The sequence below is a fragment of the Vibrio sp. Isolate23 genome (assembly GCF_022398095.1).
GTDB classification, from domain to species: domain Bacteria; phylum Pseudomonadota; class Gammaproteobacteria; order Enterobacterales; family Vibrionaceae; genus Vibrio; species Vibrio coralliilyticus_A.
In genome coordinates this window covers 447,051-463,235 of sequence record NZ_JAKEUV010000002.1, presented here as the reverse complement: position 1 = coordinate 463,235, position 16,185 = coordinate 447,051, and the positions used below count along the sequence as shown (strand labels likewise).

The following is a 16,185-nucleotide window of genomic DNA, read 5'->3' as shown; positions in this document are numbered from 1 at the left end:
TTCACTCAACTTGTGAATTTAAAGTGGACAATTCGTGACCTAGACCAATATTACCTAAGTTAGTGATTGGACAATAAAAAAGCCTAGTGCTCTAATTTGTTTAACAGTGCAAAAATGTATAGGGTCTGGGAGTTCATTTATGTCGTTTTCAGTCAAACTGGAGAATGGTCGCACCCTGCGAGTAAGAGACATCAATCTTCAGGCCGATCTTAATCACAATGAGATTACGTTTACTTATCAAGGGTTGAATAATGATCCCATTGGTGGACGTTATGTCTTGGCGATTATTGAATTTGGCTTTGAGCATACTGCCACTTTGCTGGGTGATGGTTTTCAGATGTTAGCTCAGACGACTGGCACGGCGGAGCACCCCATTGATATAGGACGTTGTCCTGACAACTCTTCTAGTTACCGAATTTATCCTCCCACTGCGGCAAAACGTTACTACAACTATCTGGTGGTAGAAGATTCGATGGGTTACACCCTATTTGGTTTTACTTCTTGTCACCGTTTCGCTGGATATTTCGAAATTGTCGATATTGAAAATCACACCTGGTTGAAGATATGCATTGATGGTGAAAACACTCACCCGCTTGATTGGGCTTCTAATCAACTCGAATCTGTTGTTGTGCTGCAGGGAACGTCTCTTTCCACCCTTTATGATGAATATGCGACATTGATATCGCGACATCATCCTGCTCGGCAGGGCACTATGAAGGACGCACCAATTGGCTGGTGCTCTTGGTACGCTTATTACGCTGAAGTTACACAAGGGCATATTCTGGATAACATGAAGTGTATGCAAGGTGATCTACAACAACTCGAATATGTTCTGTTGGATGACGGTTACCAGGCATTTATGGGCGATTGGTTGACACCGTCAAACAAGTTTCCATCTGGTATAGAATCACTGATCAAAGAAATTAAGCTCCAAGGCAAGAAACCAGCAATTTGGTTAGCTCCCTTTATTGCTCAGCCAGAATCGGAGCTTTTTAAGCAACATCAAGATTGGTTTGTGACTCATGAAGATGGTTCATTACTTAAAGCTGAAGAGGTGACTTACGCGGGCTGGCGTTGTACGCCTTGGTACATATTAGATACGTCTAATCCAGATGTTCAGGAACATCTAACAAACGTAGTGAAAACGATGCGTGAAGAGTGGGGCATTGAGTTATTCAAGCTCGATGCGAACTATTGGGGAACATTGAAAGGTTTTAGACATCAGAGTGGTATCACAGGTGTAGAGGCGTATCGGCTGGGTATGGAAGCCATTGCCGAAGGAGCGGGTGATGCGTTGATTCTTGGCTGTAATGCTCCAATGTGGCCATCGCTTGGTATGGTTGATGCGATGCGGATCTCAGACGATGTCGAGCGAGATGAGAGGCGCTTCGAACAGATTGCTAAAGAAACCTTTTATCGTAGTTGGCAGCATCGGAAGTTATGGCAGGTTGATCCGGATTGCGCCACGTTAGTCTCACTACCTAATCAAGCGACTGAGCGGCGTTACTATGAATTTCATCGTGATGTATTGCTGGCGAGTGGTGGGCTGTTGTTATCAGGTGACCCATTACCTGAGATGACGCCGTTTGCTCAGCGAACACTGTCGCGTTTGTTTATCCGCCAAAAGCATAATCAAAATGCCGCCCGATTCACGTCATTGAGTTTGCACCACGCGTATCTACCCATGACGGAGCAAAACGACTTACATTGTCTATTTAATTTCCAGCAACCAGCACGAGAGGTCACTCTGACGTCTGATTTCCCAGTGCATTGGTATGACTACTGGAGTGGGGAAAAGCTTAGTCATGAGCGCACTGCGGTTATTGAAGTGACGCTGGATGCGGGTTTATCGAGCAGAGCGGTGGTCACTGCGCCCTGAAACCTCGCTAATGCTCATGGTGTAAGCTAAGATACGCGCTGGCTAAACGAATAGGTTTTATAAGCACTATGTCAATCATCTTGGGCATTGACCCAGGTTCCCGCATCACTGGATACGGCGTCATCCGCCAAACCGGACGTCACCTTCATTATCTAGGTAGTGGCTGTATTCGAACATCAGAAAAAGAGCTGCCAGGACGGCTCAAGCAAATCTACGCCGGAGTGACCGAAATCATCACCCAATTCCAACCGGATGTGTTCGCTATTGAGCAAGTGTTTATGGCGCGCAATGCGGACTCCGCCTTAAAGCTTGGTCAAGCCCGTGGTAGTGCGATCGTTGCTGCAGTGAATGCTGACCTTCCGGTATATGAATACGCAGCGCGCTTAATCAAACAGGCGGTGGTCGGGACTGGTGGCGCAGATAAAGAACAGGTGCAACACATGGTGCAGTCAATGCTCAAGTTGCCTGCCAAGCCTCAAGCGGATGCCGCTGATGCCCTAGGCGTTGCTATCTGTCATGCGAATACCAATAAAACCTTAGTTGCTTTGGCTGGTAAAGCAACCAGTGCACGACGAGGTCGTTACCGTTGATTGTGCATAGTGATTTCAAAACTGAGACGTCCTAAACAGATCTAATAATGCGATTTGTTATGAAAATGTTGTAAACCTATAGTGGTCGGAGGTCTTGCAACTTTCAATCAAGGATGATTGACAATGAACCCAGCCACTCTCTGGCGTCGTGCGTGCATGCCGAGCCAACACAATTGGACAAAATCACAACAGCGACAGGCTGATATCCTGTCTCTATTCACTTTTATTGCTTTCCTCGTCGGCCTTTACAGCTTTATTAAATGGAGTAAGCACAGCCATGACAGCTTGGTGCTGACTTCTGTGTTTCTTATTGTATTAGAGCTGATTTCTGCGGCGTGTTTGAAGTGGCTTAAACATCCCGGTTTTGCGCTCAATCTTGGGTTTGTCGGTATGACGGTTCATGCGCTCAACATCATTTACCAAAGCGGCGGAGTGGTAGAGTCAACTCAAACCTATTGGGTGCCTTTACTGGTTGTTGCTTTTTTCCTATCGGGGACGAGGAGCATGGCGATTTGTTGGAGTGCGATTGTCATTTCGTCGTCGGCTGCCATGACGTATCTTCATCTCTCTGATTTTCGCTTTCCTCAATTGATTCTATCTGCATCGGCATTGCGCATTGAAATATGGTCAGGAACCATTCTCCCGCTGGTGGTGATTTGTATTGCTCAAGCCTTTACGGCGAAACAGCGTGAGCAGGCGATTGAGTTAGCAGAGTACGCAAAACAAAAAAGTGAAGCGGTAGCCGACAAAGCTACGCAAGGTGAGCGACATTTATCGAGTGTACTAGATCAAGCAAATCAGAATTCTCATCAATTGAAAGAAGTCTCGCAAGTTTTGGAGTCTCAGTCGGAAGCTCTCGACAGCCAGGTCAGTCAGCTCAACATCAATAGTGAATCTCAGGCCAGTGCCGCTGAACAGATGAGTCAGCAGGTGCATCAGATGACCGAGGGGCTTGAAGATTCTAGCCACTTTGTCACTGAGTTACGCGGACGAAGTGACGCTGTCCATAAACAGGCGGAGAAGAGCTCAGAACTGCTTGAAGCTTCTATCAGTGCAATAAGCCAGATCATCGACAGCCATGATCAAATCATGAAAGTCGCTGATTTGATCACTTCGGTTGCGGAACAAACCAATTTACTGGCACTGAATGCAGCGATTGAAGCCGCTCGCGCAGGTGAACAGGGCAGAGGGTTTGCTGTGGTGGCGGATCAGGTTCGTGAGTTATCAGCTAAGAGTAGTGAGTCTGCCGTGGAGATTCGTAACTTGCTTGACCGAAGCGAACAGGAAGTGCGTCACGGTCAAGAGGTGGTCCACGCTAGTGCGACGCGAATGAAAGAAGTCATCGAACAAGTGACAGGTATTTCGAAAGATGTAAACGGCTTAGCCAATATCATGACCAACCAAATGTCGGCACTCAAAGAACTGGATGAAGCGAGCAGTGAAGTGGCCAATGGTGTGGTGGAGACCAAGACCATTTCCGAGCTTGTTGCACAAAATGGTGCGCAGTTAAACGGGCAGGTCGAGACAGTGCGCACTCTTACATCCCAACTTGATCTAGTGGTCTCAAAAATCTAGATACACCGTATAAAGAACTGGATGTCTATCCAGTTCTTTATTATCCTGTCGCAAATTCATTTCCAAAGAGTATTGAGTGTGATTGGACGTTTGCGTGGCATTCTGCTTGAAAAGCAACCCCCTGAATTGTTGATTGAAGTAAACGGTATTGGCTATGAAGTTCAGATGCCGATGAGCTGCTTTTACGAATTGCCGAATGTTGGTGAGGAAGCAATCATCTACACGCATTTTGTTGTTCGCGAAGATGCTCAGCTACTCTATGGCTTTAATACTGTTAAAGAACGCGCTCTATTCCGCGAAGTGATTAAAGCTAATGGCGTCGGTCCGAAACTGGGCTTGGGTATATTGTCAGGTATGACAGCCAGCCAATTTGTTTCATGTGTTGAACGTGAAGACATTTCAACACTGGTTAAATTGCCGGGTGTTGGTAAGAAAACAGCGGAACGTCTGGTCGTCGAGATGAAAGACCGTCTCAAAGGCTGGGGGGCGGGTGATTTGTTCACTCCTCATACAGACGCAGCTCCAGTGGATTCTGTACCGCAAGCCGATCAATCTAATGCCGAAGAAGAAGCGATTAGTGCCTTACTTGCACTAGGCTACAAACCGACCCAAGCTTCTAAAGTTGTGTCTCAGGTTAAAACTTCAGAGATGAGCAGTGAAGAGCTGATCCGCGAAGCACTGAAGTCCATGGTTTAAGTGACAACTAGGAACGGTTAATGATTGAAGCGGATCGTCTAATCGCACCGGATAATGCGGTTTATAAAGAAGAAGACGTCATCGATAGAGCCATTCGTCCAAAGAAGCTGGCGGATTATCAAGGTCAAGATCATGTTCGTGATCAAATGGAGATTTTCATCAAAGCAGCCAACCTCCGGGAAGAGGCGTTGGATCATCTGCTGATTTTTGGCCCTCCAGGTTTAGGTAAGACCACGTTGGCAAACATTGTTGCCAATGAAATGGGCGTAAACATTCGCACTACATCTGGTCCTGTTCTGGAAAAAGCGGGTGACTTGGCCGCGCTTCTGACCAACCTAGAAGAAAACGATGTATTGTTCATTGATGAGATTCACCGTTTGAGTCCGATGGTTGAAGAGGTGTTGTATCCCGCGATGGAAGACTACCAACTCGATATTATGATTGGTGAAGGTCCTGCCGCGCGCTCTATTAAAATTGACTTGCCTCCATTCACTCTAATAGGAGCCACGACGCGAGCGGGCTCGTTAACTTCTCCACTTCGAGATCGCTTTGGCATAACTCAGCGCCTTGAATACTACAAAATCCCAGATCTTCAGCATATTGTTCAGCGCAGTGCGGATTGCCTTGGCTTGTCAATGGATGGAGAAGGGGCATTGGAAGTGGCAAGACGCGCACGTGGGACACCACGTATCGCTAACCGTTTACTACGTCGAGTGAGGGACTACGCGGAAGTGAAAGGTGATGGGCATATATGTGCTGACATTGCTGATAAAGCGCTGGATATGTTGGATGTTGATGCTCAGGGCTTTGATTACATGGACCGCAAGCTACTGTTAGCCATTATGGAGAAGTTCGGTGGTGGGCCGGTTGGGCTGGATAATATGGCAGCCGCCATTGGTGAAGAGAAGGACACCATTGAAGATGTCTTGGAGCCATATCTGATACAGCAAGGCTATCTACAGCGGACGCCAAGAGGGCGTATAGCTACCGATAGGGCTTATCTTCATTTCGGAATTGAAAAATAAGTTTTCAGGACCAGCTCAATATGAGCTGGTTTTTATTTTTAGTGATTCAAGTCACAATAATGGAATCTTGCTCCTGCCATTTAGGTAACTAAAGTAGACGAGTTGTTAAGCACTTGTTTTGCATAAATACCTTGTTCTCCTTCACAAATAACCACAAATTAACAAAAGCTCGTTTAAACTGTTGATGTTGATCAATGTGATGGTTTTTTAGACAAAAATGCCGCACAAAATTTGATACAAATCAAAGCGAAGTCTAAATACAAACCTTTTGAAACAGAAAGTTTTTAGCAGTAGTATTAGCACTAGCTATATTAGCTGATGCTTAACAATTAACTAACCGTTACGGTACATTTTTGCAACAACATGCTGTTCTTTAGCAACATTGTTTGAGTTTGTTCAACGCTTACTTATGCCGCAGAAATGTAAAAAGTGTCTTCAGCCGACACATAGGAGTAAACATGATTGATGTAGTAGATCTGTCGCGGTTGCAGTTTGCGCTCACTGCGATGTATCACTTCCTCTTCGTACCATTGACTCTGGGTATGGCTTTCCTTCTCGCCATCATGGAATCTCTGTACGTTATGACGGATAAGCAAATCTATAAGGACATGACAAAGTTCTGGGGTAAGCTGTTCGGTATTAACTTCGTACTAGGTGTTGCCACCGGTCTGACGATGGAGTTCCAGTTTGGTACTAACTGGTCTTACTATTCTCATTACGTCGGAGACATCTTCGGGGCACCTTTGGCCATCGAAGCGTTGGTTGCCTTCTTCCTTGAGTCCACTTTTGTTGGCCTTTTCTTTTTCGGCTGGGACCGATTGACTAAACGGCAACACTTAGTTGTCACTTGGTTAGTCGCTCTAGGTTCTAACTTCTCGGCATTGTGGATTTTGGTTGCAAATGGCTGGATGCAAAATCCAGTTGGGGCAGACTTTAACTTTGAAACCATGCGAATGGAAATGGTGAGCTTTGCTGAAGTGGTTCTTAACCCTGTGGCTCAGGTGAAATTCGTTCACACGGTCGCTTCGGGCTATACGACAGGCGCGATGTTTATTCTTGGCATCAGTTCTTACTACCTATTAAAAGGTCGTGACATCGCTTTCGCTCGTCGTTCATTCGCCATTGCAGCCTCTTTTGGTATGGCGGCAATCCTGTCTGTAATCGTGCTTGGTGACGAATCTGGTTATGAATTAGGTGAAGTACAGAAAGTAAAACTGGCAGCAGTAGAAGCAGAATGGCACACCGAGCCAGCACCAGCCGCTTTCACTTTGTTTGGTCTGCCAAATCAGGAAACCATGCATACTGATTATGCGATCAAGATTCCTTACGTCATGGGTATCATTGCGACTCGTTCTTTGGATGAGCAAGTAACAGGTCTACGTGACCTTCGTGATGAACACGTTGATCGTATTCGCACTGGTATATACGCCTATGAACTACTTGAGAAGCTTCGTGCAGGTGACAAGTCAGAAGAAAACATGGCCGCCTTTGATGAAGTGAAAGGTGACCTAGGTTACGGTCTTCTTCTGAAGCGTTATACAGAAAACGTGGTTGATGCGACTGAAGATCAAATTCAAGCCGCGGCGGATGATTCTATCCCAACAGTTTGGCCACTATTCTGGTCGTTCCGAATCATGGTTGCATGTGGCTTTATCATGCTATTCGTATTCGGTGCCGCATTCATCCAGACTTGTCGTCAGAAGATCGAGCAAAAACCATGGGTACTAAAAGCCGCGTTGCTGAGTATTCCACTGCCTTGGATTGCTATCGAAGCAGGTTGGTTTGTTGCTGAGTTTGGTCGTCAGCCATGGGCTGTGGGTGAAATTCTACCTGTACATGTGGCGGCATCGGCACTCACCGCTGGAGAAATCTGGACGTCACTGTTTGCAATCTTGGCGCTATACACCGTCTTCCTGATTGCAGAAGTGTACTTGATGCTGAAATTTGCTCGCAAAGGCCCTAGCAGCCTGAAAACAGGTCGCTACCACTTTGAGCAAAACGCTGACTCTGTTGAAGACAAAGTTAGTCGTCAAGTAGACGCGTAAAGCAAGGAGAAACATATGTTTGAATACGAAATCTTGCGACTTATCTGGTGGGTTCTGATCGGTGTTCTCCTGGTAGGCTTCGCAGTGACTGATGGTTTCGATATGGGTGTTGGCGCGCTAGTACCTGTAATCGGAAAAAATGACACTGAACGCCGTGTGATGATTAACTCAATCGCACCTCACTGGGAAGGCAACCAAGTTTGGTTGGTGACAGCAGGTGGTGCTCTGTTTGCTGCATGGCCTTTAGTTTACGCAACGTCGTTCTCTGGATTCTATCTGGCGATGATTCTGACCTTGGCTGCGTTGTGGTTAAGACCTTTGGGTCTCTCTTATCGCTCAAAGATTGAAGATACTAAGTGGCGTCAAACGTGGGACATTTGTATTTCTATCAGTGGCTTCGTTCCACCAATCATCTTTGGTGTGGCGTTTGGTAATCTACTGCAAGGTGTACCGTTCCAGTTGACTGAATTTTTGATGCCAACGTATCACGGTTCATTCTTTGGTCTATTAAACCCATTCGCCTTATTATGTGGTTTAGTCAGCTTGTTCATGATTTTAATGCAGGGCGCTACTTGGCTACAGATGAAGACTACAGACGAAGTTCACGCTCGCTCGCGTAGTGTTGCACAAATCATGGGTCTACTAACGGTTGCGACTTTCGTTGCAGCTGGTTTCTGGGTTCAAAGCATCGAAGGCTATGTGATTACCAGTGCAATTGACCATAACGGCTCCTCTAACCCACTTGCTAAAGAAGTAATTCGTGAAGCGGGGGCTTGGATGAACAACTTCGAGCAGTACCCATTGATGTGGATTGCTCCGGCGCTGGGTGTAGTAATGTCTCTTGTGACTGTATTGGCTTCACGTCTTGAGCGTGGTGGTATTGCATTCTTCGCTTCAAGTCTAGGTAATGCAGGTATTATTTTTACAGCGGGTCTGGCGATGTTCCCATTCATCATGCCTTCTGATTTGATGCCTAACCACAGCCTGACAATGTGGGATGCAACGTCATCTGAATTGACGCTCAACCTAATGACTGGTGTTGCCTTTATCATGGTGCCTATTATCTTGGCTTACACCATTTGGACTTACTACAAGATGTTTGGTCGTCTGGACAGCAAGTTCATTGAAGACAACAAAAACTCACTTTACTAAGGAGCTATTACTATGTGGTATTTCGCATGGATTCTAGGTGTACTACTTGCTTGTGCATTCGGCATCATCAACGCTCTTTGGTTAGAGCATTCTGAAATGATGGATAAAGATAGTGAGTAATCTGCCGGAGCAAGTAGCTAAGCTACATGCGCCAATGGATAAGGCTCTATTCAGAGCCTTATCTTTGATTCTCGGCTTTTACCATGTGGCTATGGTGATGTGGGATCCGGAGCAATATTCAGCCTCTATTGGCGGCTTTAATGCTTTAATCTCTCCGCTAATGATTTGGGCTATTTGTTCCAGCATGATCTTTGGTTTGAGCTTTAAGCCGAAAAACTGGTATTGGCAAGTATTATTCAGTCCCTATTTTTCCTTAACGATTCTAATTTATTTAACATTAATACGTGCTTTATAAGTTGAACTGACTGAAAATTATCCACTAAATAGTCACAATAGCGTCACTCATTGATAGTTGACGCTATTTTTTTGTCTAAACCTTTGAAAACCGTTATTAACCATTGCATAAACGGTAATGAGTTGCGTTATAGTAAAGCACCTCAAATGGTAGAAAGGGATTGATGTGCAAGACGAGCGTGCGGTATTTGAGCTGCCGGTAACAGTTTATTACGAAGATACTGATGTTGGTGGTGTGGTCTATCATGCCAACTACCTCAAGTATTTTGAGCGTAGTCGTTCGGAATACCTGACCAGTATTGGTGTTTCACAATCCAGCCTTTTGGAACAAAACATCGGTTTCGTAGTCCGACATATGGACATTGATTTTCTGCAAGGTGCCCGTCTTGAAGACCGTCTGACGGTTAAGACATCGGTTGCAGAGATCAAGAAAGCCACCCTTATTTTCTGTCAAGAGATCGTAAATCCTGATGCTAAAACATTGTGTAAAGCAATGGTTAAGGTAGCATGCATCGATAATAAAAAAATGAGGCCAAAAGCGATTCCTCAATCAATAGTTATGGAGTTTACTCACAGTGACCGCTGATATTTCAATGCTTGACCTGTTTTTGCAAGCAAGCCTGCTCGTAAAAATGGTGATGTTGACCTTGTTAGGTATGTCGATCGTGTCGTGGGCAATGATCATTAAGCGCAGCAAAGTGCTTTCTCAAGCGTCAAAAAGCGCAGAGACATTTGAAGATAAATTCTGGTCAGGTACAGATCTCTCTGTCCTGTATCAAAATGCGAAAAAGCGTAAAGATGAATTGGCTGGCACCGAAGAAATTTTCTATTCCGGTTTTACTGAGTTTGCTCGCCTTCGAAAATCTAACTCTGATTCGCCAGACTTTATCATGGAAGGCACTGGTCGTGCGATGCGTGTCGCTGTGGCACGCGAAGTGGACGAGTTAGAGACTAATCTGCCATTCCTTGCAACCGTAGGTTCTATCAGTCCATATATTGGTCTGTTTGGTACCGTTTGGGGCATTATGCATGCATTCATTGCTTTGGGTGAAGTTAAGCAAGCAACACTTGCTATGGTGGCACCAGGAATTGCCGAAGCGCTTATCGCGACAGCTATGGGCCTGTTTGCTGCGATCCCTGCAGTCATGGCCTATAACCGCTTGAGCAATAAAGTCGGTAAGCTGGAACATAACTACGCGACTTTTTCCGAAGAATTCCACAGTATCCTACATCGCCAAGCTATGGCTGGGCGTGACTCTTCCACTAGGGACTAATGGATATGGCTGGCTACCAACCTAAAAAACGTAAGATGACGGCAGAAATTAACGTTGTTCCTTATATCGACGTTATGCTGGTTTTATTGATCATTTTCATGGTGACTTCCCCATTTGTAACACAGGGCGTTGATGTTGAGCTGCCAAAAACCACGACAGCAAAGCCTGCCTCTGATTTAGCTGGAGATAGTGATGCCAGCTTTATCATTGTCGAAATCGATCGCGAGGGTAATTTAGGCCTGAGTGTGAACGATGAAGACGTGATAAGAGGCCTTTCTCTTCAGGATGTTATCGTACGGGTAAAAGCGGAGCTTTCGCTGAAGCCGGATTCGCCAGTCGCAGTGGGTGGTGATGCTTCAACGCCGTATGCGGAAGTTGTCTTAGTATTGGATGAATTAAGCCGCGCGGGTATCCCTAAAGTTGGTTTATTGACGGACATAAAGGAATAAGCGCTCTCTGGTTATGAAAGACACGAAACCGAAAAAAAAGAGTGATTACACTAAGCCGATAGTGATATCAGCGGTACTGCATTTGCTTTTGATCGTTGCGTTGATTTGGGGGACGGACTTTACCATGTCCAAACCTGAACCTTCCGGACAGATGGTTCAGGCAGTGGTAATAGATCCGAATTTAGTTCGTCAGCAAGCACAGCAAATACGCACCCAGAGAGAAGCTGCAGCGAAGAAAGAGCAAGATCGCTTGGATAAGTTACGCCGTGAGAGTGAACAACTTGAGAAGAATCGCAAAGCTGAAGAAGAGCGTATTCGTAAGCTAAAAGAGCAGCAAGCGAGAGAGGTAAAAGCCGCGCGCGAGGCTGAGAGAGCGAGACAACAGAAAGAGAAAGAGCGGAAAGCAGAAGAAGCTCGTGTACGTAAAGAGCGTGAGCGTGCTGCGAAACTTGAAGCTGAACGTAAAGCGAAAGAAGAAGCCATTAAAAAAGCAGAGCAGGAACGGTTGGCTAAACAGGCTGCAATTGCTAAGGCAGAAAAAGAGCGAGTTGCTCGAGAGAAAGCGGCAAAAGAAGCGGAAGAGAAAGCTCGCCGTCAACGTGAAGCAGCCGAAAAAGCTGAAAAACAACGTATAGCTAAAGAAAAAGCAGCCAAAGAAGCCGCTGAAAAAGCGCGTAAGGAGAAGGAGCGTTTAGAACGTTTAGAGCGTGAGCGTAAAGAGCAAGAAGCAGCGTTAGATAATATTTTTTCGGGCCTTGAAAACGAAGCAGAGCAGAATAGCTCGGCAAGGCAACAGCATGTAAATAGTGAAACGGACCGTTATGGCGCTATTTATACTCAGCTAATTCAGCAAAATTTGCTTTTGGAGGATAGCTTTCGGGGAAAGTCCTGCAGAGTTAACCTGCGCCTGATACCGACGGGGTCAGGTGCAATAGTTGGCAATTTAAGTGTGCTTGATGGTGATAGCCGTTTATGTTCTGCAACAAAGCGTGCTGTTGCTCAGGTGGGTAGTTTTCCATTGCCCAAAGAGCAAGATGTCATTAACAAGCTAAAAAGTATCAATTTAACCGTAGAACCTAAGTCATAAGGAAAAGCTTGTGTTAAAGCGACTAGTATTAGGATGTTTGCTCACAGTGATGAGCGTGTTTCAGATGGCCAATGCGGCGCTGGAACTTGTGATTACAGACGGCATTGACTCTGCACGTCCAATCGCTATTGTCCCATTCAAATGGGAAGGTTCAACTAAATTACCTCATGATGTTTCGGCGATTATTGCCTCGGATTTACAGCGAAGTGGTAAGTTCAGCCCCGTGGCAACAAGTAAAATGCCACAAACTCCATACAGTGAAACTGAAATCAATTTTGATGCTTGGACGGGGTTAGGTGTTGATGCGCTGCTAACAGGGACGATTTCTCAAAATGCTGAGGGGAACTATGTCGTTAACTATCAGCTCGTTGATGTGGTTCGAGGTCAGTTAACGCAAGGGAAAAGTAAGGCATTAAGTACGGATGGCCAACTGGTACTGTCTAAAGATCATGTTCTATTCAACAAGCGTGCAACGGTTCCTGGCGAGCGCTTACGTGAATATGCCCACCGTATTTCTGACTTAGTTTATGAAGAGCTGACAGGCGAACGTGGTGCTTTTTTGACTCGTATTACTTATGTTGTTGTGAATGACAAAGACAGCTACCCGTATCAGTTACGCGTGTCTGATTATGATGGTTACAATGAGCGTTTGGTATTACGTTCTAAGCAGCCGCTGATGTCCCCAGCTTGGTCACCAGATGGTAAGAAACTGGCTTATGTGAGTTTCCAAAACGGCCAGTCAGAAATCTATATCATGAACATCTATACTGGTGAGCGTGAAAAAGTAACGTCATACCCACGTCATAATGGTGCGCCACGATTCTCTCCTGATGGTAATAAACTAGCTTTAGTGTTGTCGAAAACTGGCAGCCTGCAAGTGTATACATTGGATTTGAAAACCCGTAAGTTGACACAAATAACACGTGGTAGATCAAATAATACGGAACCATTTTGGCATCCTGACGGCAAATCCTTGATCTTTACCTCGGATCGGGGTGGTAAACCTCAGATTTATCAAGTAGATTTGGCTGGTGGTTCAACCAACCGCCTTACCTGGCAGGGGCATCAGAACCTAGGTGGGCAAATTACACCTGATGGACGATTCCTAGTAATGGTCAATCGTAGTAACTCGGGCTTCAATTTGGCGAAGCAGGATCTTGAAACGGGTGCCGTTCAAATTCTGACCAAAACTTTGCTAGATGAATCGCCGAGCATCGCACCAAATGGCGGTATGGTTATTTATAGCTCTATCTTTAATAAAACCAATGTACTTTCAATGGTTTCTATAGATGGACGCTTTAAAGCTCGATTACCGGCAACAAACGGTCGTGTCCGTGCACCAGCATGGTCTCCGTTCTTGTAGCAAGTAATAAGTATCAAAAAGTAAGGAAAATATAACAATGCAACTAAACAAAGTTCTAAAAGGGCTATTGATTGCGCTACCAGTTCTAGCTGTTACAGCGTGTAGTTCAAGCGATGATGCAGCTAACGCTTCTGGTTCTGAAACGAACCAATCAACATCTGGTTCTGCTAATGGTGTTGATACAACAGTAGTTTCACCAATCGGTGAGAACGGCCAACTTTCTGAGCAAGAGCTTAAAGAGCAGGCACTTCGTGAGTCTCAAACAATTTACTTCGCGTTTGACAACGCAACCATCGCTGGTGACTACGAAGAAATGCTAGCAGCACACGCGGCTTACCTAAGCAAAAACCCAGCGCTAAAAGTGACTATCGAAGGTCATGCAGATGAGCGCGGTACTCCTGAGTACAACATCGCTCTTGGTGAGCGTCGTGCGACGGCAGTTGCTAAGTACCTACAAGCATTAGGTGTTCAAGCGGATCAAATCTCAATCGTGAGCTATGGTGAAGAGAAGCCTCTTCTTCTAGGTCAAGCGGAAGATGTATACGCTAAGAACCGTCGTGCGGTTCTAGTATACTAATCAAGGAAAGTCCTTATGTTCAGTAACCTTAAGCGCGTAGTTACGCTTACGTTACTGGCAAGTGCAGCGAACTCTGTGTTCGCTGCACCAGCTCCAGTATCAGATATCAGTGCTAGTCACTCTGCGCCATCCTCCTCAGCCGCTCCGGCTAATGAAACCGAAGTTCAACGTCTCGAACGTTTATTAGAAAACCGTAATCGTGTTCAGTTGCAAATGCAGCAACAGCTAGATGAAATGGCACTGGAAATTAGTGACCTTCGTGGTCAGCTAGAAAAGAATAACTATGACATGCAGCAGATGCTGCAACGTCAACGTGAGCTGTTTATCGAACTTGATAAACTTCGCGGTCAAGTGAATAGTGCCCCAGTTGCGACTACGTCTACAAGCGATGCTAATGCTAAACCAGCGGGTAAATTTAGTACCAACGCTGATGAACAAACGGCTTACCAGAACGCCGTAGACTTAATTCTTAAAAAACGAGATTACACAGGAGCGATTTCAGCGTTCCAGCAATTTCAGAAAGACTTTCCTGATTCAACATTCTCGCCGAATGCGCATTATTGGTTAGGTCAGCTTTATTTTGCTAAGAAGCAAGACCAAGATGCGGTGAAGAGCTTTGCTGCTGTGGTATCTTATAAAGATTCGAATAAGCGTGCAGATGCGTTAGTTAAACTGGGCGATATTGCTCAACGTAATAACAATGCAGCACAGGCAAAAAAATACTATCAACAAGTACTTGATGAATATCCTGATAGTGCTTCTGCGAAATTAGCCGCAGAGCGTATTAAGTAACTTGGAAAGGAGTGCATGGTCACTCCTTTTTTATTGGCTCTATAAACACTATAAGTAATTCTTGTGGAAACTGGCATCTTGATCTGGGTTAAGGTTACAATACTCGGATTACTGGAAGTTGCGTAGAGCAAGAGCAATGAGCCACATTTTAGATACAATCGAAACAGTTTACCCTTTCCCGCCAAAACCAACACCGCTGACAGACGAACAAAAGCAAGCGCACATTAAAAATATTAAAGCATTGCTTAAAGAGAAAGACGCGGTATTGATTGCCCATTACTACACGGACCCTGAGATCCAAGCACTCGCCGAAGAGACTGGTGGATTTGTTGGTGATTCACTAGAGATGGCTAAGTTTGGTAACCGCCATCCTGCGAGTACATTGATCATTGGTGGTGTGCGCTTTATGGGCGAGTCTGCGAAGATCTTGACGCCAGAAAAGCGTATCCTTATGCCAACACTTGAAGCTGAATGTTCGTTAGATTTGGGCTGTCCTGCCGATAAGTTCACAGAGTTTTGTGATGCTCATCCAGACCATACTGTTGTGGTGTATGCCAATACTTCAGCAGCAGTAAAAGCCCGTGCTGACTGGGTGGTTACCTCAAGTATTGCTTTGGAAATCGTCGAGCACTTAGATTCTGAAGACAAACCTATTATCTGGGGGCCTGATCGTCATTTAGGTTCATACATTGCCAACCAAACTGGGGCAGACATGCTGCTGTGGCAAGGTGAATGTGTGGTTCACGATGAATTTTCTGCTGATGCATTACGTAAGATGAAAGGCTTGTATCCTGAAGCTGCTATTCTCGTACACCCTGAATCACCAGCGAGTGTTGTCGAGCTTGCCGACGCAGTTGGATCAACCAGCCAGCTGATCAAAGCTGCGAAAGAGCTTCCTCAGCAAAAAATGATTGTTGCGACTGATAAAGGTATCTTTTTTAAGATGCAGCAACTGGTTCCGGAGAAAGAACTGATTGAAGCACCAACAGCCGGTGCAGGAGCCACTTGTCGTAGCTGTGCCCATTGTCCGTGGATGGCGATGAATGGTCTCAAAGCGATTGAGCAAGCGCTGCGTGAAGGTGGTGAACAGCATGAAATTTTTGTTGATGAAGCGCTTCGCGTTAAGTCATTAATTCCACTTAATCGTATGCTCGACTTCGCAGAGAAGCTTAACATGCAGGTTAAAGGTAACGCCTAAACGATATTGAATGTAAGCCAGCTTCGTGAAGCTGGCTTTTTTGTTTCCCATACTTCATAGCAATCGCTT

Annotated in this window: 17 protein-coding genes; all 17 read left to right on the top strand. The window is 45.4% G+C overall.

Annotated elements, in window-relative coordinates; all coding sequences use genetic code 11:
* Positions 1 to 139 precede the first annotated feature (139 nt).
* The 17 genes from L1D31_RS09180 to nadA all read left to right on the top strand — a co-directional run bounded on the left by L1D31_RS09180 (position 140) and on the right by nadA (position 16,116).
* On the top strand, positions 140 to 1,879 hold the full coding sequence (locus L1D31_RS09180) for an alpha-galactosidase (RefSeq protein ID WP_239836773.1): 1,740 nt from the start codon (positions 140 to 142) through the stop codon (positions 1,877 to 1,879).
* Positions 1,880 to 1,947: 68 nt separating this feature from the next.
* Positions 1,948 to 2,469, top strand: coding sequence for a crossover junction endodeoxyribonuclease RuvC (gene ruvC / locus L1D31_RS09175; protein ID WP_006962853.1), 522 nt, complete (start codon positions 1,948 to 1,950; stop codon positions 2,467 to 2,469).
* A gap of 123 nt (positions 2,470 to 2,592) precedes the next feature.
* Entirely contained in the window at positions 2,593 to 4,044 is a 1,452-nt protein-coding gene (locus tag L1D31_RS09170; RefSeq protein WP_239836772.1) for a methyl-accepting chemotaxis protein, read from the top strand.
* A 78-nt stretch (positions 4,045 to 4,122) separates the two neighbouring features.
* Positions 4,123 to 4,740 (top strand): Holliday junction branch migration protein RuvA, encoded by a 618-nt coding sequence (gene ruvA, locus L1D31_RS09165; protein ID WP_239836911.1) that lies wholly within the window; start codon positions 4,123 to 4,125, stop codon positions 4,738 to 4,740.
* 20 nt (positions 4,741 to 4,760) lie between these two features.
* Complete coding sequence (gene ruvB, locus L1D31_RS09160) at positions 4,761 to 5,765, top strand: Holliday junction branch migration DNA helicase RuvB (protein ID WP_239836771.1); 1,005 nt, start codon at positions 4,761 to 4,763, stop codon at positions 5,763 to 5,765.
* A gap of 458 nt (positions 5,766 to 6,223) precedes the next feature.
* Positions 6,224 to 7,810, top strand: a complete 1,587-nt coding sequence (cydA, locus tag L1D31_RS09155) for a cytochrome ubiquinol oxidase subunit I (RefSeq protein ID WP_239836770.1) — start codon at positions 6,224 to 6,226, stop codon at positions 7,808 to 7,810.
* A gap of 15 nt (positions 7,811 to 7,825) precedes the next feature.
* Positions 7,826 to 8,962 (top strand): cytochrome d ubiquinol oxidase subunit II, encoded by a 1,137-nt coding sequence (cydB, locus tag L1D31_RS09150; protein WP_239836769.1) that lies wholly within the window; start codon positions 7,826 to 7,828, stop codon positions 8,960 to 8,962.
* Between the two features lie 12 nt (positions 8,963 to 8,974).
* A complete protein-coding gene (gene cydX / locus L1D31_RS09145; RefSeq protein WP_000270284.1) occupies positions 8,975 to 9,082 on the top strand; it encodes a cytochrome bd-I oxidase subunit CydX in 108 nt (35 codons plus the stop codon).
* Positions 9,075 to 9,377: a cyd operon protein YbgE gene (ybgE, locus tag L1D31_RS09140; RefSeq protein ID WP_239836768.1), complete on the top strand. Its 303-nt coding sequence runs from the start codon at positions 9,075 to 9,077 to the stop codon at positions 9,375 to 9,377. The genes cydX and ybgE overlap by 8 nt, the downstream gene beginning before the upstream one ends.
* A 165-nt stretch (positions 9,378 to 9,542) precedes the next feature.
* Entirely contained in the window at positions 9,543 to 9,962 is a 420-nt protein-coding gene (gene ybgC, locus L1D31_RS09135; RefSeq protein WP_239836767.1) for a tol-pal system-associated acyl-CoA thioesterase, read from the top strand.
* The gene (gene tolQ, locus L1D31_RS09130; protein WP_239836766.1) at positions 9,952 to 10,650 is read left to right on the top strand and encodes a protein TolQ; all 699 of its coding nucleotides are present in this window, start codon (positions 9,952 to 9,954) and stop codon (positions 10,648 to 10,650) included. The genes ybgC and tolQ overlap by 11 nt, the downstream gene beginning before the upstream one ends.
* A gap of 5 nt (positions 10,651 to 10,655) precedes the next feature.
* Positions 10,656 to 11,099, top strand: a complete 444-nt coding sequence (locus L1D31_RS09125) for an ExbD/TolR family protein (RefSeq protein ID WP_239836765.1) — start codon at positions 10,656 to 10,658, stop codon at positions 11,097 to 11,099.
* Positions 11,100 to 11,112: 13 nt separating this feature from the next.
* Complete coding sequence (gene tolA, locus L1D31_RS09120) at positions 11,113 to 12,186, top strand: cell envelope integrity protein TolA (protein WP_239836764.1); 1,074 nt, start codon at positions 11,113 to 11,115, stop codon at positions 12,184 to 12,186.
* A gap of 10 nt (positions 12,187 to 12,196) precedes the next feature.
* Positions 12,197 to 13,549, top strand: a complete 1,353-nt coding sequence (gene tolB, locus L1D31_RS09115; RefSeq protein WP_239836763.1) for a Tol-Pal system beta propeller repeat protein TolB — start codon at positions 12,197 to 12,199, stop codon at positions 13,547 to 13,549.
* A 37-nt stretch (positions 13,550 to 13,586) separates the two neighbouring features.
* Positions 13,587 to 14,126 (top strand): peptidoglycan-associated lipoprotein Pal, encoded by a 540-nt coding sequence (gene pal / locus L1D31_RS09110; protein WP_239836762.1) that lies wholly within the window; start codon positions 13,587 to 13,589, stop codon positions 14,124 to 14,126.
* Between the two features lie 15 nt (positions 14,127 to 14,141).
* The gene (gene ybgF / locus L1D31_RS09105; protein WP_239836761.1) at positions 14,142 to 14,918 is read left to right on the top strand and encodes a tol-pal system protein YbgF; all 777 of its coding nucleotides are present in this window, start codon (positions 14,142 to 14,144) and stop codon (positions 14,916 to 14,918) included.
* Between the two features lie 136 nt (positions 14,919 to 15,054).
* A complete protein-coding gene (gene nadA, locus L1D31_RS09100) occupies positions 15,055 to 16,116 on the top strand; it encodes a quinolinate synthase NadA (protein ID WP_239836760.1) in 1,062 nt (353 codons plus the stop codon).
* Positions 16,117 to 16,185 lie beyond the last annotated feature (69 nt).

Excerpts from the sequence above, each read along its gene's own strand:
- L1D31_RS09180 (WP_239836773.1), top strand. The coding sequence starts at position 140 with ATGTCGTTTTCAGTCAAACTGGAGAATGGTCGCACCCTGCGAGTAAGA.
- ruvC (WP_006962853.1), top strand. The coding sequence starts at position 1,948 with ATGTCAATCATCTTGGGCATTGACCCAGGTTCCCGCATCACTGGATAC.
- L1D31_RS09170 (WP_239836772.1), top strand. The coding sequence starts at position 2,593 with ATGAACCCAGCCACTCTCTGGCGTCGTGCGTGCATGCCGAGCCAACAC.
- ruvB (WP_239836771.1), top strand. The coding sequence starts at position 4,761 with ATGATTGAAGCGGATCGTCTAATCGCACCGGATAATGCGGTTTATAAA.
- cydA (WP_239836770.1), top strand. The coding sequence starts at position 6,224 with ATGATTGATGTAGTAGATCTGTCGCGGTTGCAGTTTGCGCTCACTGCG.
- cydB (WP_239836769.1), top strand. The coding sequence starts at position 7,826 with ATGTTTGAATACGAAATCTTGCGACTTATCTGGTGGGTTCTGATCGGT.
- cydX (WP_000270284.1), top strand. The coding sequence starts at position 8,975 with ATGTGGTATTTCGCATGGATTCTAGGTGTACTACTTGCTTGTGCATTC.
- L1D31_RS09125 (WP_239836765.1), top strand. The coding sequence starts at position 10,656 with ATGGCTGGCTACCAACCTAAAAAACGTAAGATGACGGCAGAAATTAAC.
- tolA (WP_239836764.1), top strand. The coding sequence starts at position 11,113 with ATGAAAGACACGAAACCGAAAAAAAAGAGTGATTACACTAAGCCGATA.
- pal (WP_239836762.1), top strand. The coding sequence starts at position 13,587 with ATGCAACTAAACAAAGTTCTAAAAGGGCTATTGATTGCGCTACCAGTT.
- ybgF (WP_239836761.1), top strand. The coding sequence starts at position 14,142 with ATGTTCAGTAACCTTAAGCGCGTAGTTACGCTTACGTTACTGGCAAGT.
- nadA (WP_239836760.1), top strand. The coding sequence starts at position 15,055 with ATGAGCCACATTTTAGATACAATCGAAACAGTTTACCCTTTCCCGCCA.